The organism is Sphingobium rhizovicinum (assembly GCF_042647625.1).
GTDB classification, from domain to species: domain Bacteria; phylum Pseudomonadota; class Alphaproteobacteria; order Sphingomonadales; family Sphingomonadaceae; genus Sphingobium; species Sphingobium rhizovicinum.
In genome coordinates this window covers 252,511-266,848 of record NZ_JBHRVU010000005.1, presented here as the reverse complement: position 1 = coordinate 266,848, position 14,338 = coordinate 252,511, and the positions used below count along the sequence as shown (strand labels likewise).

General features: G+C 62.5%; 12 protein-coding genes. 6 read left to right on the top strand and 6 right to left on the bottom strand.

What is annotated here, in order from left to right; all coding sequences use genetic code 11:
* Window positions 1-6 precede the first annotated feature (6 nt).
* Complete coding sequence (locus ACFOKF_RS20060) at window positions 7-2,172, bottom strand: TonB-dependent receptor (protein ID WP_380798211.1); 2,166 nt, start codon at window positions 2,170-2,172, stop codon at window positions 7-9.
* Window positions 2,173-2,399: 227 nt separating this feature from the next.
* Here ACFOKF_RS20060 and ACFOKF_RS20055 point away from each other — a divergent pair, with 227 nt between their 5' ends.
* A complete protein-coding gene (locus ACFOKF_RS20055) occupies window positions 2,400-3,137 on the top strand; it encodes an SDR family NAD(P)-dependent oxidoreductase (protein WP_380798209.1) in 738 nt (245 codons plus the stop codon).
* 35 nt (window positions 3,138-3,172) lie between these two features.
* Here the strand turns inward: ACFOKF_RS20055 and ACFOKF_RS20050 are convergent, their stop codons facing one another.
* Window positions 3,173-4,051: a LysR family transcriptional regulator gene (locus ACFOKF_RS20050; RefSeq protein ID WP_380798207.1), complete on the bottom strand. Its 879-nt coding sequence runs from the start codon at window positions 4,049-4,051 to the stop codon at window positions 3,173-3,175.
* 94 nt (window positions 4,052-4,145) lie between these two features.
* On the opposite strand from ACFOKF_RS20050, the gene ACFOKF_RS20045 reads away from it, so the two are divergent.
* The 5 genes from ACFOKF_RS20045 to ACFOKF_RS20025 are packed head-to-tail and all read left to right on the top strand — an operon-like array spanning window position 4,146 to window position 10,048.
* Window positions 4,146-5,303 (top strand): acyl-CoA dehydrogenase family protein, encoded by a 1,158-nt coding sequence (locus ACFOKF_RS20045; protein ID WP_380798205.1) that lies wholly within the window; start codon window positions 4,146-4,148, stop codon window positions 5,301-5,303.
* Window positions 5,300-6,901 (top strand): carboxyl transferase domain-containing protein, encoded by a 1,602-nt coding sequence (locus ACFOKF_RS20040; RefSeq protein WP_380798204.1) that lies wholly within the window; start codon window positions 5,300-5,302, stop codon window positions 6,899-6,901. Before ACFOKF_RS20045 ends, ACFOKF_RS20040 begins: the two co-directional genes overlap by 4 nt.
* Before the next feature lie 5 nt (window positions 6,902-6,906).
* A complete protein-coding gene (locus tag ACFOKF_RS20035) occupies window positions 6,907-8,760 on the top strand; it encodes an acetyl/propionyl/methylcrotonyl-CoA carboxylase subunit alpha (RefSeq protein ID WP_380798202.1) in 1,854 nt (617 codons plus the stop codon).
* On the top strand, window positions 8,757-9,209 hold the full coding sequence (locus tag ACFOKF_RS20030; protein WP_380798200.1) for a MaoC family dehydratase: 453 nt from the start codon (window positions 8,757-8,759) through the stop codon (window positions 9,207-9,209). Before ACFOKF_RS20035 ends, ACFOKF_RS20030 begins: the two co-directional genes overlap by 4 nt.
* A complete protein-coding gene (locus ACFOKF_RS20025; RefSeq protein WP_380798198.1) occupies window positions 9,206-10,048 on the top strand; it encodes an HpcH/HpaI aldolase/citrate lyase family protein in 843 nt (280 codons plus the stop codon). The genes ACFOKF_RS20030 and ACFOKF_RS20025 overlap by 4 nt, the downstream gene beginning before the upstream one ends.
* Here ACFOKF_RS20025 and ACFOKF_RS20020 read toward each other — a convergent pair.
* The 4 genes from ACFOKF_RS20020 to hppD form a co-directional block, all read right to left on the bottom strand.
* A complete protein-coding gene (locus tag ACFOKF_RS20020) occupies window positions 10,037-10,423 on the bottom strand; it encodes a Rieske (2Fe-2S) protein (RefSeq protein WP_380798196.1) in 387 nt (128 codons plus the stop codon). The genes ACFOKF_RS20025 and ACFOKF_RS20020 overlap by 12 nt on opposite strands.
* Before the next feature lie 94 nt (window positions 10,424-10,517).
* Complete coding sequence (gene fahA, locus ACFOKF_RS20015) at window positions 10,518-11,819, bottom strand: fumarylacetoacetase (RefSeq protein WP_380798194.1); 1,302 nt, start codon at window positions 11,817-11,819, stop codon at window positions 10,518-10,520.
* On the bottom strand, window positions 11,816-13,120 hold the full coding sequence (gene hmgA, locus ACFOKF_RS20010; protein ID WP_380799317.1) for a homogentisate 1,2-dioxygenase: 1,305 nt from the start codon (window positions 13,118-13,120) through the stop codon (window positions 11,816-11,818). Before hmgA ends, fahA begins: the two co-directional genes overlap by 4 nt.
* Window positions 13,121-13,227: 107 nt before the next feature.
* Window positions 13,228-14,277 (bottom strand): 4-hydroxyphenylpyruvate dioxygenase, encoded by a 1,050-nt coding sequence (gene hppD, locus ACFOKF_RS20005; protein WP_380799316.1) that lies wholly within the window; start codon window positions 14,275-14,277, stop codon window positions 13,228-13,230.
* Between the last annotated feature and the right edge of the window lie 61 nt (window positions 14,278-14,338).

The window sequence follows — 14,338 nt, the reverse complement described above, 5'->3', positions numbered from 1 at the left end:
GCTGCATCAGAAGCGCGTCTCCAACGTGGCATAGAAGCGGCGGCCCGGCTGATAGGAGCGCGCCTGATTTTCGATGCCGAGCATATAATAGGTCTGGTCGAGCAGATTGGTGCCGCCCACCGTGATCGACCAGCGATCATCGGGCGCGCGATAGCCCGCCCGCGCGGTCAGCAATTCATAGGCGTCGGACTGCTGGTCGATCGTGTTGGCGACGTTGCGGAACGCCTTGCCGGTCAGGGCCAGATCGCCGCCCAGGAAGAAAGTCCCGGCCATCGATCCGATCGCGCTTTCATACAGGCCGCCGACCACGACATTATGCCCCGGCGCATGTTTGAGGTCGCGGGCATAGGGCTGGCCGGCCGGCGGCGACGTATATTTGGTCTGCATCAGCCCGGCATTGGCGAAGAGGGACAAGCCCCGCATCGGGCGATAGCTGGTTTCCAGCTCCAGCCCCTCGATCTTGGCGTCCGACGTCACGACCTGCGTGATGCCATTGATGGTGAGCGTCGCCTGAAGATTATTATATTTGGCGGAGAAGGCGGTCGCCGAGACGTTGAGCCGGTTGTTCAGCAGCTTCGCCTTGAACCCGCCCTCGATCGATTTTTCGCTTTCCATCTTTGACTGGAGCATCATGCCCGCCAGATTGCCGGGGTTGGAGGTGATGAAGCCGGGCGTGCGATAACCCTCGGTATAGGAAGCGAACAGCAGCACCCCGCCAGTGTCATAGCTGACGCCGATCTTGGGCGTGAACTTGTTCGACTTGATTTTGGTGGCATAGGTGAAGCTGGGATCGGCGTTGGTGATCGCGCTATAGAGCGCGCGATCGACCGAGCGGCGATCGAGCGAGTAACGGCCGCCCAGCGTGATTTCCAGCGCCTCGACCGGGCGGATATAAAATTCGCCGAACGCGGCATAGCTGTTGGAAATCTGCGTATCGTCATTGAGGCGCGGCACGGTGGACAGGGTGCCGATCTGCGACTGATAGAGCGAATGCACCTTCTCGCGGAAATAGAAGAGGCCGACCGTATAGTCGATCAGACCGCCGCTGGCGGAGGACAGCTGCACCTCCTGCTGGATCTGCCGTTGCTTGAGGTGCGCGCGAAGATTGACCTGCGTGACCGGCGGCGGCTTGCCCCAGAGCGAGGAGGCGAAGACGTCGCGGAAACCGCGATAGCTCGACACCCATTTGACCGTGCCAAAGTCCGTCTTCCAGTTCACCGTGCTGGCTATGCCGCCGCCGTCGAAGCGCGGGTCATTTTCCGCGAAGGGACCGCGGAAAGCGGTGTAGGGATCATCATAATAAAGCGGGCAGCGCTCGAACTGACCGGCCGACACATTGCCGGGCACATAGTCGCCCGCCGCATTGGTGACAAGGCCCGGCCGCGTGCCCAGCGCGGCGCAATTGGTTGGCGTCACCGCCTGAATGCCGGAGCGATTGCGGGTATAGTCGGCGGCAATATCGATCGTCAGATCATCGACCGGCGCAAGGCGCAGTACCGCGCGATAATCCTGAGCGTTCACGCCATTGGCGCGGTCGCCCGTATCCTTGCCTGCGGCATCGACCAGCTTGATATAGCCATCCTGATCGCGGGTCTGCACCGCCAGAATGAGGGCGGCCTTGTCGGGGGCCAGCACGATATTGGCATTGGCCTTGAAATCGCGGCGATCATCGGTGCCCAGAGTGGCGGACAGCTTGGCCGAATTTTCGTGCAGGTCGGGCTTGCGCGTGACGAACTTGACCGCGCCGCCGGTGGAGTTGCGGCCATAAAGCGTGCCCTGCGGCCCGCGCAGTACCTCGATCCGCTCCAGATCGAGCGCCCCGGCCAGCGACCCCACCAGTCGGCCGATGAACACATCGTCCAGATAGACGCCGACATTGGGATCGGTGCCAAAGCCGACATCGTCAATGCCGACGCCGCGCAGGAATATCTGCGCCGAGGAGGCTGACGTGGTCGCCGCCTGAATATTCACATTGGGCACGAAGCCGTCGAGCGCGCGCAGATCATTGACCGCCTTCGTTTCCAGCGATTTGGCGTCGACCGTGGCGATGGCGATGGGCACGTCCATCAGCGTTTCCTCGCGGCGGCGGGCGGTGACGACGATCGCGCCTTCTTCCTGCGCCTGTTTGCTGACTTGCGGGGTTTCGCTCTGGGCGGAGGCGCTGCCTGTCATCAGGGTGAAAGCCATGACTGCCAGAGATGCACTTGCCCTGCCGAATATCCTCATCGATTATCCCCTCTCCAGCGATTTTCTCTGCCGGCTCCATTATCCGGCCGGCTTGATAGGTTGCATATGTATCTTATTCTAGCATACTATAGCGGCGGCGCACGGCGTAGCAAAGGCTTTTGTCAGGGCACCGCCGTAAAAGCGCGAATTTATATCGGGATGAGGATGACAGCATGGCCGAAGGACGCATGGCGGGCCGCCGCATTATCGTGACGGGCACAGCATCCGGCATCGGGCTGGCCACGGCAAAGCTGCTGGCGCGGGAGGGAGCGGTGCTGGCGTTGATTGACCGGGACGCCGGGGCGCTTGCCCGGATCGCGGAAGAACTGGGGGCGCATCATGCGCAGGTGGATTTGCCGGACGAAGCGGCGATCGACCGGGCGGTGCAGGCGGCTTCGGCGGCGATGGGCGGGATCGATGGACTGGTGAATGTCGCGGGGATCGGCGGCATGGGGCGTCTGGCCGACCTGTCGTTGGCGGACTGGAACCGAACGATCGGCGTCAACCTGACCGCGCCGATGCTGCTGATGCGGGCCGTGCTGCCGCATATGCTGGCGGCGGGGCAGGGGGCGATCGTCAATGTCGCGTCGGGGCAGGGCCTCACGCCGTCCGCGCCGGGCATGGCGTCCTATTGCGCGTCAAAGGGCGGGCTGGTGACTTTGTCCAAGGCATTGGCGCTGGAACTGGCTCCGGCGATCCGGGTCAATTGCGTCTGCCCCGGGGTAGTCGACACCCCGTTGTTGCCGGACAGCATGCGGGCCGCCGCACGTGAGGCTGGCTCGCCCTATGCATTGAAACGGGTCGGCGAAGCCGAAGAAGTAGCAGCCGCCATCTTGTTCCTCACCAGCGCGGAATCCGCCTTCATCACCGGCATCGCCATGGCTGTCGATGGCGGGCGAACCTATCATTAGGACAGGTCACGGTGTTTCCGGCCATGCTTCGCCGATCAGGGCGTCAGCGATGCATTGGCGGCGCGAATGGCGGAGGAGAAACGCTGTACGGACTGGCTATCGTCGATGCGGGCGGCGTTGGCCGGATCGACCAGCAGGCCGATGCGCCGGCGCAGATCGAAACCCGACAATTCGGGCATGGCGATGCCCGCCTGCGCGTAGCAGCGCGGCATGACGGTCAGGCCCAGCCCCGAACGAACATAGGCGGCGGCACGATCATCGTTGGTCGTGCGCGCAGCGAAGAAGGGGCGGATGCCGCGCTGCGTAAAGAACTGGCTGACTTGGGAGAGCGCCTCGCAATTGCGGCGAACCAGCATGTCGCAGTCCGCCAGTTCCTCAGCCTCCAATGTCCTGCGCTGCGCCAGCCTGTGCGTTGCGGACAGCGCCAGCGCATAGCCTTCCTCAAACCAGGTGTCCCTGGCGCGCGGATCATTGCCCACTATACCCGCTATCGCATCGATCCGGCCGCGCTCCAGTCGCGGCAGGAGATCGCGCATCCGGCCCTCGACGATTTCCACCCGTTCGCCTTCGACCTTGCAGGCCTCACGCGTCGCGTTTTCGATCCAGCTGGACGGCAAAGTGGAAATGACGCCGATCCGCACCAGCCTGCTCTTCTGGTCGGTCGCCATGGCCTGCATCGCCATAGCAAATTCGGCCTCTATGCGCCGTGCATGGACGGCGAAGGTGGCGCCGAAGCTGGTGAGTTCGACCCGGCGGTTGGTGCGGTGGAACAGCATATGGCCCGTCATCGCTTCCAGCTTTGCGATGCCGACCGACAGGGTGGGCTGGGATACCCGGCAATGCTGCGCCGCGCGTGAAAAATTACCCTGATCCACAACCGCGAGAAAATAGTGGACGAGGTAACGTTCTATCATAGATGACATCTATAATATGCATAGTGCGCGGTCAATTTTCAAACCGTTCGCCGGGCTGCTATAAGTGCCGCATCAAAAATATGAGGAGAGGCAGATGGCGCATGATTTCGATTTCGCGCTGGGTGAGCACGCCGACATGATTCGAGAGACGACGGCGCGCTTCGCTGCTGACCGCATCGCACCGCTGGCCGCAAAGATTGATGCAGACGACTGGTTTCCCCGCGACGAACTGTGGACCGCCATGGGCGATCTTGGCCTTCATGGCATCACCGTGGAGGAGGAATGGGGCGGGCTTGGCCTTGGCTATCTGGAGCATGTGATCGCCTGCGAAGAGGTGAGCCGCGCATCCGCCTCCATAGGCCTGAGTTATGGCGCACATTCCAATCTCTGCGTCAATCAGATCCGCCGCTGGGGCAATGCGGAGCAAAAGGCGAAATATTTGCCCAGGCTCATTTCGGGCGAGCATGTCGGTTCGCTCGCCATGTCGGAAGCGGGCGCCGGTTCGGACGTCATCTCGATGAAGTTGAAGGCGCGGGAGAGCGATGCCGGTTATGTGCTGGATGGCACGAAATTCTGGATCACCAACGCAGCCTATGCGGATACGCTTGTCGTCTATGCCAAGACCGGGGAGGGCAGCCGGGGCGTCACGGCCTTTCTGATTGAAAAGGGCATGCCCGGTTTTTCCGTTGGTCAGAAGATCGACAAGGTGGGCATGCGCGGCTCACCGACCGCGGAACTGGTGTTTGACGGCTGCGAAGTGCCGCGCGAGAACGTCATGGGGCCGCTGAACGGCGGCGCAACGGTGCTGATGAGCGGCCTCGACTATGAGCGGGCGGTTCTGGCCGGCATCCAGCTTGGCATCATGCAGGCCTGTCTTGATACGGTGATTCCCTATGTTCGCGATCGCAAGCAATTTGGCCAGCCGATCGGATCATTCCAGTTGATGCAGGCGAAGGTCGCGGACATGTATGTCGCGCTGAACAGCGCGCGCGCTTATGTCTACGCCGTGGCCCGGACCTGCGATGCGGGCAAGACCACGCGTTTCGACGCCGCCGGCGCCATTCTGCTGGCAAGCGAGAATGCGGTGAAGACCGCGCTGGAGGCGGTGCAGGCGCTGGGCGGCGCCGGATATACCAGGGACTGGCCGGTCGAACGCTATATGCGCGACGCCAAATTGCTGGATATAGGCGCAGGAACGAACGAGATACGGCGCATGCTGATCGGCCGGGAACTTATTGGGACGGCGGCATGAGCGGGCGGGTGATCGACACGGCGCTGTCCCCCGACAGCGATGCGTTTCGCGCCAATGCGGCGCACAATCGGGCGCTGGCGGCGCAACTGCGGGCGGATGTCGCTTCAGCGGCGCTGGGAGGCGGGGATGCGGCGCGCGATCGCCATGTCAGTCGTGGCAAGCTGCTGCCGCGCGACCGGGTGGACACTCTGCTCGATGCTGGCAGCCCTTTTCTTGAAATCGGTCAGCTGGCGGCGAACGGCCTCTATGGCGATGAGGTTCCCGGTGCTGGCATCGTCGCGGGCATCGGTCGGGTCGCCGGACGCCAGGTGATGATCGCCGCCAATGATGCGACGGTGAAAGGGGGAACCTATTTCCCCATGACCGTCAAGAAACATCTGCGGGCGCAGGAGATCGCGCTGGAGAACCAGCTGCCCTGCATCTACCTGGTCGACAGCGGCGGCGCGAACCTGCCGCATCAGGCCGAGGTTTTCCCCGACCGGGACCATTTTGGCCGCATCTTCTACAATCAGGCGCATATGTCGGCGCGCGGCATCCCGCAAATCGCCTGCGTCATGGGCAGTTGCACGGCGGGCGGCGCCTATGTCCCGGCCATGTCCGACGAGACGGTCATCGTGCGCAATCAGGGCACCATCTTTCTGGCCGGGCCGCCGCTGGTGCAGGCGGCGACGGGCGAGGTGATCAGCGCCGAGGATCTGGGCGGCGGCGACCTGCATGGCCGCAAATCCGGCGTCGTGGATCATGTCGCCGATAATGACAAGCAGGCGCTCAGTATCGTGCGGGACATTGTCGGCACTTTTGCGCCACAGGCGGCCCCTGGCGTCAACATGCAGGAGCCGGTTGCCCCCAGATATGATCCGGCGGAACTATATGGCATCATCCCGCAGGATGTTCGCGCGCCCTATGATGTGCGCGAAGTCATCGCCCGTATCGTCGATGGCAGCGAATTTCACGAATTCAAGGCGCTCTATGGCACCACGCTGGTGTGCGGCTTTGCCCATATCTGGGGCATGCCGGTGGCGATCCTGGCGAATAACGGGGTGTTGTTCAGCGAAAGTGCGGTCAAGGGCGCGCATTTTATCGAACTGGCCTGCCAGCGGCATATTCCGCTGCTGTTCCTCCAGAACATCTCCGGCTTCATGGTCGGCGGCAAATATGAAGCCGAAGGAATTGCCAAAAATGGCGCCAAGCTGGTGACGGCCGTCGCAACGGCCAGCGTGCCCAAGATCACCATCCTGATCGGCGGCAGTTTTGGCGCGGGCAATTATGGCATGTGCGGCAGGGCCTATCAGCCGCGCTTCCTGTTCACCTGGCCCAACAGCCGGATTTCGGTGATGGGGGGCGAACAGGCGGCGTCGGTGCTGGCGACCGTCCATCGCGATGCAGGGAACTGGACTGTAGAGCAGGCGGAAACATTCAAGGCGCCGATCCGCCAGAAATATGAAGAGGAAGGCAATCCCTGGTACGCGTCGGCCAGATTGTGGGACGATGGCATCATCGATCCCGCCCAGACGCGCGATGTCCTGGGCCTTGCCTTTGCTGCCGCCCTTAACGCTCCCATTCCCGAACGCCCCTCGTTCGGCGTGTTCCGGATGTGATGCCCATGATCCAGTCTCTCCTTATCGCCAATCGTGGCGAGATCGCCTGTCGCGTGATCAGGACTGCGCGTCGGTTGGGCATCCGCACGGTGGCGGTCTATTCCGAAGCGGATGCTCAGGCGCTGCATGTCGCCCTGGCGGACGAGGCCGTGCATATCGGCGCTGCGCCGGTGCGCGAAAGCTATCTTCTGGGTGAGCGGATCATTGCCGCCGCGCGACAGACCGGGGCCGAGGCGATCCATCCGGGCTATGGCTTCCTGTCCGAAAATGCGCAGTTCGCCCAGGCGGTGATCGACGCAGGCCTTGTCTGGGTCGGTCCCGATCCGTCGTCCATCACGGCCATGGGCTTGAAGGATGCGGCCAAGGCGCTGATGGCGGATGCCGGGGTTCCGGTCACGCCGGGCTATCTGGGTGAAAATCAGGAAGCGGATCATCTGGCGCAGCAGGCGGCGGACATCGGCTATCCCGTCCTTATCAAGGCCGTAGCGGGCGGCGGGGGCAAGGGTATGCGGCTGGTCGAGCAGCCAGCCGACTTTGCCGAAGCCCTGTTGTCCTGCCAGCGCGAAGCCGCATCCTCCTTCGGCAACGCGCATGTGCTGATCGAAAAATATATCCAGCGGCCACGCCATATCGAAGTGCAGGTGTTTGGCGACAAGCATGGCAATATCGTCCATTTGTTCGAGCGGGACTGTTCTCTCCAGCGCCGTCATCAGAAGGTGATTGAGGAGGCTCCAGCGCCGGGCATGGATGCGCAGACGCGCGAGAGCCTGTGCGCGGCTGCCGTGCGGGCGGCGAAGGCGGTCGATTATGTCGGGGCAGGCACGATCGAATTCATCGCCGACGCTTCTGAAGGGCTGCGCGCCGACCGGATCTGGTTCATGGAAATGAACACCCGGCTTCAGGTCGAACATCCGGTGACCGAAGCGATCACCGGCCAGGATCTTGTCGAATGGCAATTGCGCGTCGCGTCGGGCGAACCGCTGCCATGCGGGCAGGACGAACTCGCCATTTCCGGCTGGGCAATGGAGGCTCGCCTTTATGCGGAAGATCCGGCCAAGGGCTTTCTGCCCTCGATCGGTCGCCTCGACGCCTTCGATCTGGGGGGCGATGTCCGGGTGGACACGGGTGTCGAACAGGGCGGAACCATCTCCCCCTATTATGATCCCATGATCGCGAAGCTGATCGCGCGGGCCGAAACGCGCGACGGGGCGCGTAGCCGCCTGGCCAGGGCGCTGGACGGTTCGGTCGTCTGGCCGTTGCGCACCAATGCCGGCTTTCTGGTCAAGGCGCTGACGCATCCCGATTTCGTGGCGGGGAATGTCGACACCGGACTGATCGCGCGCGAAGGGGAGGCGCTGATGCCGGCGACCCTGCCCGGCGATGCGGCGCTGGCCCGGGCGAGCGCCCGGATTGGCGGGGCCGGCGCGCTGGCGGGCTTTCGCCTGAACGGAGCGGCGCGACGGACCGGCCGCGTCCTCGTCGAAGGTCAATCGGTGGACGTACAGGTCGCCCGCGCCACCGGCTCCGCACTGGCTGAACGGCCGCTGGCGCGACTTTTGGTGACTGAACATGGCCGCAGTTGGCAGGTCGCGCCGTGGCGCGCAACATGGGGCGGCGCTGCTGTTGCGGGGAACGGAGCAATATTGGCGCCGATGCCAGGGCGGATCATCGCCGTCAGCGTGGCGCAGGGCGACAAGGTGGTGAAGGGGCAGAGGCTGATCACGCTGGAGGCCATGAAGATGGAACATGGGTTGACCGCACCCTTTGACGGCACCGTCCAGGATATGCCGCATGAACAGGGCGCGCAGGTGCAGGAGGGCACATTGCTGGTCCGGATCGTCGGGGAGGAGGCGGAATGAGCGGCCGATATTTTGAGGAATGGCAGGTCGGCGATCATATCGACCATCCGATCCGCCGGACCGTCACCGAAACCGACAATCTGCTCTTTTCCGCAATGACCCATAATCCTCAGCCTTTGCACATCGATGCGGAGGCGGCGCGGGCGAGCGAGTTCGGCCAGATCCTCGTCAACGGCACTTTCACCTTTTCGCTGATGATCGGCCTGTCCGTGGGCGAAACGACGCTGGGTACGCTGGTCGCCAATCTGGGTTATGACAGGCTGGTGATGCCAAGGCCCGTATTCATCGGCGACACCGTGCGCGCGACCAGTGACGTCGTGGAACTGCGCGAGAGCAAATCCCGGCCGCGCGCGGGCCTCGTCACCTTTCGTCATGCGCTCATCAATCAAAGAGACCAGACTGTGTGCGAGTGCCTGCGCACCGCATTGTTGCAGAGGCGGCCGGCGTGAGGTTGCGTTCGCTGATCTTCGTGCCGGGCGATCGGCCGGATCGCTTCGTCAAGGCATCGCAAAGCGGCGCGGATGCGATCATTCTCGACTTGGAGGATAGTGTCGCTCCTGCCGCCAAGAACAAGGCGCGTGAGAGCGTGTCCGCTTATCTGGCTCGCCCGGCGGCGATAAGGCGCTTTGTCCGGATCAATCCCGTCGATGGCGACAGTCTTGAGGCGGATATGGCCTGTTGCGCTGCGGCGGATGGCATTGTCCTGCCCAAGGCGCAGGGCGCCGCGACGGTCGCGTCCCTGTTGAAGCATCTGACGTCCGGCATGCAAATCCTGCCGATCGCGACGGAGACGCCCCAGGCGATCTTCGAACTGGGCGGCTATGGCGCGGTGGCGGACTGGCTATGCGGCCTGACCTGGGGCGCGGAAGACCTGCCCGCGGCCATTGGCGCGATGGGCAGCCGTCATGCCGATGGATCCTACACCAGTCCTTATGAAATGGTTCGTTCGCTGACATTGTTCGGCGCCCACGCCGCGGGCGTCGCCGCGATCGAGACGGTCTATCCGGCGATAAGGGATGAGCAGGGTCTGGCCGCTTATGCCGCGCGTGGCGCATTTGACGGATTTACCGGGATGATGGCGCTTCACCCTGCGCAGGTGCCCATCATCAACGCGGCGTTCACGCCGACCAGGGTCCAGATCGAGCAGGCCAGGAGGATCGTGACGGCCTTTGCAGAGGCGCCCCATGCCGGTGTGCTGATGCTGGACGGCAAGATGATTGATGCGCCGCATCTGGCGCAGGCGCGCAAGATCCTGCTGCGGGCAGACGACCCTGAATCAGGCCGCTGAGGCGTCCATCGTCACGATGACGCCGTCATCGACGCTGACCGGCCACGGAATAAGCCTCTGCCCTGCGCATGGGCCGCCGACGCAACGGCCGTCCCGGATGTCGAACAAGGCGGAATGCCAGCTGCACGCGATGAGACCTCCGCCCGGCGCCAGATAGGCGTCCAGACTCTGCGCAAGCGGCAGGCCCATATGCGGGCATTTGTCGGCATAGCCATGCACATCGTCGCCCTGTCGCACCACGAAACCATGGAAGCGGCCGGCCCGCATCTGGACAACAAATCCTCTGGCCTTGCCATCGTCAATGGCTTTGAGAGGAGCCAGCTTTATGCCTGCCGGCGTCGCAAACAGGCGCCTTCCGTCCGGCGGCTCCGTCATGACGGGTCAGCGTCTGGGCCTACCGTTGACGGCGTCCGTTTCAGGACGCTCCGGATGGCGGAGCGGAGCCAATAGCCGTGGGGCTGGATCTCGCTCATCGCGCCGGCACTATCCGTGCGACGCAATCGCCAAACCCTATGGCGACATGGCCTTCCGCCACGGCGCTGGCGCGCAAAATCACTTCGTCGCCATCCTCCAGAAACAGGCGTTCTTCACCGCTGGGCAAGGTGATGGCGTTCCGACCGCCCTGGGTCAGCTCCATCAAACTGCCAAAGCCTTCGGGATCGGGGGAGGACAAGGTGCCCGTGCCCAGAAGATCGCCGGGGTTGAGGTTGCAGCCATTGGATGCGTGATGGGTGACGATCTGTTGCGCAGTCCAGTACATGCTGGTCGCCTGCCCATGCGACAATTGATGGGGCGCAAGGCCGGCTTCCCGCATTTTTGCGCTGGAAAGAAACACTTTCAGCGTGACGGCAAAAGCGCCGCCGGCCTGATCCGCCGTGTCCAGCAGATAGGGCAGAGGTTGCGGATCGCCGTCGGGACGGCCGGGCTGGGGCAGGCGATAGGGCGCCAGCGCTTCGCTCGTGATCACCCAGGGCGATATGGTCGAATGGAAATTCTTGGCCAGAAAGGGGCCGAGCGGGACATATTCCCATGCCTGAAAATCCCGGGCAGACCAGTCGTTCAGCAGACAGAAGCCGGCGATATGATCAGTCGCGTCGGCGATGTCGATCGGCGCGCCAAGCATATTGCCGGTCCCGATCCAGATGCCCAGTTCCAGTTCATAGTCCAGGCGCGTGCTGGGGCCGACGACGGGGACATCCGCATCCGGCAACTTGCGCTGCCCCCGGGGGCGAACGACCGGCATGCCGGACGGGCGGATGGACGATGCCCGGCCATGATAGCCGATCGGAACATATTTATAGTTGGGGAGCAACGGATTGTCGGGCCGGAACAGCTTGCCGATATTGGTGGCGTGATGGATGCCGACATAGAAATCGGTATAGTCACCGATCGCGGCAGGCAGGTGCAGCAAGCACATATCTGCGGGAAAGAGCATCGGTTCGACCAGCGCGCGCATCCTCTCTTCGCTCAACAGCCTGCTCAGCGTCCTGCGCAGCGCCAGCCGGCTGGCCGCTGGCAAAGAGAAAAGGGCATTAAGCGTCGGCTGTCTCGTCGCGGGAACGACGTCGCACGGAAGCAGGCCAGCGGCACCAGCCTGATGCAGATCCAGAATATGGTTGCCGATCGCCACGCCGGCGCGGGGCGCCCCGCCGGATGGCGAAAATATGCCATAAGGCAGATTCTGGATCGGAAAGTCGGTGTGGCCATCGGCGCCGGGAACCCAGCTCTTAAGGGCGGCGTCATGCGTTTCGTCGATCTTCGGGAAGCTCACGCCTGTTTGTCTCCATTATCCGGCTGTCGTGGCACCTGCGCCTTCTGGAAGCCCGCCCAGCAATCATCATAGTCCAGCTGGCACAGCGGGGTTTCCATCGCGAAGCGCGTGGGACTGAAGGCGAAGCGGCTTTCGAACATGAAAGCCATGCCATTGTCTGTCCTGACCGGGCTGAGGTCTGCATGGATCGCTCGCTCATAGCTCGGCCGGTCCGGTCCATGGCCGGACATGCAATTGTGGAGCGAGGCGCCGCCCGGCGCGAAACCGCCTTCCTTGGCGTCATAGGCGCCATGGATCAGTCCCATAAATTCGCTCATGACATTGCGGTGGAACCAGGGCGGACGGAAACTGTCCTCGGCCACCATCCATCTTGGCGGGAAGATCACGAAATCGCAATTTGCGGTGCCGGGCGTATCGGTGGGCGAGGTCAGGACCGTGAAGATTGATGGGTCGGGATGGTCATAGCTGACTGTATTCATCGTGTTGAAATGGCGCATGTCATAGCGCACCGGCGCCAGATTGCCGTGCCAGGCCACAATGTCGAACGGGGAATGATGCTGGGTCGTCTTCCACAATGTTCCGCGGAATTTCTGGACGATTTCGAATGGCGCATCATCATCCTCGAACCAGGCGACGGGTGTCTGGAAATCCCGCGCATTGGCAAGCCCGTTGGCGCCGATCGGGCCAAGATCGGGCAGGCGGAACAGCGCGCCGTAATTTTCACAGATATAGCCGCGCGCGTCGCCGTCGATCAGTTCGACACGAAACCGCAGCCCTCTGGGAATGATTGCGATCTGCTGGGGAGATACCGTGAACCTGCCCAGTTCGGTGTACAGGCACAGCGCGCCTTCCTGCGGAACGATCAGCAACTCGCCATCCGCATTGCAGAAGGCGCGGCGCTTCATAGAGAGATTGACGGCATAAAGGTGGATGCCCAATCCGCTGGCCATCGCAGGATCGCCCGCCCCACAATAGCTGACCATCCCGTCGACGAAATCGGTTGGCGTGCGGGGGATGGGCAGGGGATCCCAGCGCAACCGGTTGGGCGTAGGCGGCACTTCATGAAAAGGGCCGGACCGCAGAAGGGACGGGCGATCATAGCGGCTATATGGCGGGTGGCTGGCGGCAGGGCGCAGCCGATAGAGCCAGCTGCGCCGATTTTCCGTGCGGGGCGCCGTAAAGGCCGTCCCGGAAAGCTGCTCGGCATAAAGGCCATAGGGGACGTGCTGGGGAGAGTTCCGGCCTTGCGGCAGCGCGCCTGCAACCGCTTCGGTCGAAAAATGATTGCCAAAACCGGACATCATCTCCTCACCCGGATCGGCGCGCACCTTCGGGATCTGACGCGGCAGCGGCTTCATCGGCGTCATGGCGCTCTCCCAGCCACTTTCAATCAGGTCCGGCCTCATGATCAGGCATCGATGGTGATGACGCCACGCCGAATCTGATCGAGTTCGATCGATTCATACAATGCCTGGAAATTGCCGTTGCCAAATCCTTCATTGCCTTTGCGCTGGATGATTTCGAAGAAAATAGGGCCGAACAGATTTTCCGTGAAAATCTGAAGCAGAATACCTTCTTCTTCCACATCCCCGTCGATCAGGATGCGATTGCTTCTGAGCCGTTCCAGATCCTCGCCATGACCGGCTATGCGCTTGTCCACCAGCTCATAATAGGTATCGATCGTGTCCTGAAGCCTTACGCCATTGGCGCGCAGCTTTTCGACGGTCGAATAGATGTCGCGGGTCGTCAGTGCGAGATGCTGAATGCCTTCGCCATTATAATCGCGGATAAATTCCTCGATCTGGCTCTTGTCATCCTGGCTCTCGTTCAGCGGGATGCGAATGGCGTGGTCCGGCGCGATCATTGCCTGACTGAACAGGCCGGTCGCCTTGCCCTTGATATCGAAATATTTCTGCTCTTCGAAGCCGAAAATCCGATTGTAGAAGGCTGACCACACCCGCATCTGGCCGCGACGGACATTATGGGTCAGATGGTCCAGAAGGTCGAGGCCGACAGTGTTCGCGGCGGCCGCGTCCCGCCAGCCGGGCACTTCGTCCCAGTCGGCGAAGGGATCCGCACTCGTAAGATACAGTAAAGAGCCGCCAATCCCCTCGATCGCGCGTTCGCCCGGCAGCGCACTGACCGACGTGTCTGCGGCCGTCGCGCCACGTTCGATCGCAAGGGCATAGGCCGTTTCGGCATCGACCACATTGAACCCCATGGCGTTGGCAGACGCGCCATGCATGTCCCTGAACTGTCTGGCCTGACCCGTTTCTGCGGCATTGAGGATCAGGTTGATCCGTCCCTGCCTGTAGAGCGTCAGGCCCCGATCAGCCTTTGTCCTGGCCGGCACGAAGCCCAGTTGTTCGAACTGGCTGGCCATCGCTTCGGGGGTGGGGGAGGTAAATTCGGCAAAGGCGAACCCATCCAGACCGAGCGGATTATTCGGATCGAGCATCATGACGCCTCCAAATGGTATCATTTGAAACTATATATGACTCATTGCCAATCTAGTGTCA

Excerpts from the sequence above, each read along its gene's own strand:
- ACFOKF_RS20060 (WP_380798211.1), bottom strand. The coding sequence starts at position 2,172 with ATGACAGGCAGCGCCTCCGCCCAGAGCGAAACCCCGCAAGTCAGCAAA.
- ACFOKF_RS20040 (WP_380798204.1), top strand. The coding sequence starts at position 5,300 with ATGAGCGGGCGGGTGATCGACACGGCGCTGTCCCCCGACAGCGATGCG.
- ACFOKF_RS20035 (WP_380798202.1), top strand. The coding sequence starts at position 6,907 with ATGATCCAGTCTCTCCTTATCGCCAATCGTGGCGAGATCGCCTGTCGC.
- ACFOKF_RS20030 (WP_380798200.1), top strand. The coding sequence starts at position 8,757 with ATGAGCGGCCGATATTTTGAGGAATGGCAGGTCGGCGATCATATCGAC.
- ACFOKF_RS20020 (WP_380798196.1), bottom strand. The coding sequence starts at position 10,423 with ATGACGGAGCCGCCGGACGGAAGGCGCCTGTTTGCGACGCCGGCAGGC.
- hmgA (WP_380799317.1), bottom strand. The coding sequence starts at position 13,120 with ATGTCCGGTTTTGGCAATCATTTTTCGACCGAAGCGGTTGCAGGCGCG.
- ACFOKF_RS20055 (WP_380798209.1), top strand. The coding sequence starts at position 2,400 with ATGGCCGAAGGACGCATGGCGGGCCGCCGCATTATCGTGACGGGCACA.
- hppD (WP_380799316.1), bottom strand. The coding sequence starts at position 14,277 with ATGCTCGATCCGAATAATCCGCTCGGTCTGGATGGGTTCGCCTTTGCC.
- ACFOKF_RS20050 (WP_380798207.1), bottom strand. The coding sequence starts at position 4,051 with ATGATAGAACGTTACCTCGTCCACTATTTTCTCGCGGTTGTGGATCAG.
- ACFOKF_RS20045 (WP_380798205.1), top strand. The coding sequence starts at position 4,146 with ATGGCGCATGATTTCGATTTCGCGCTGGGTGAGCACGCCGACATGATT.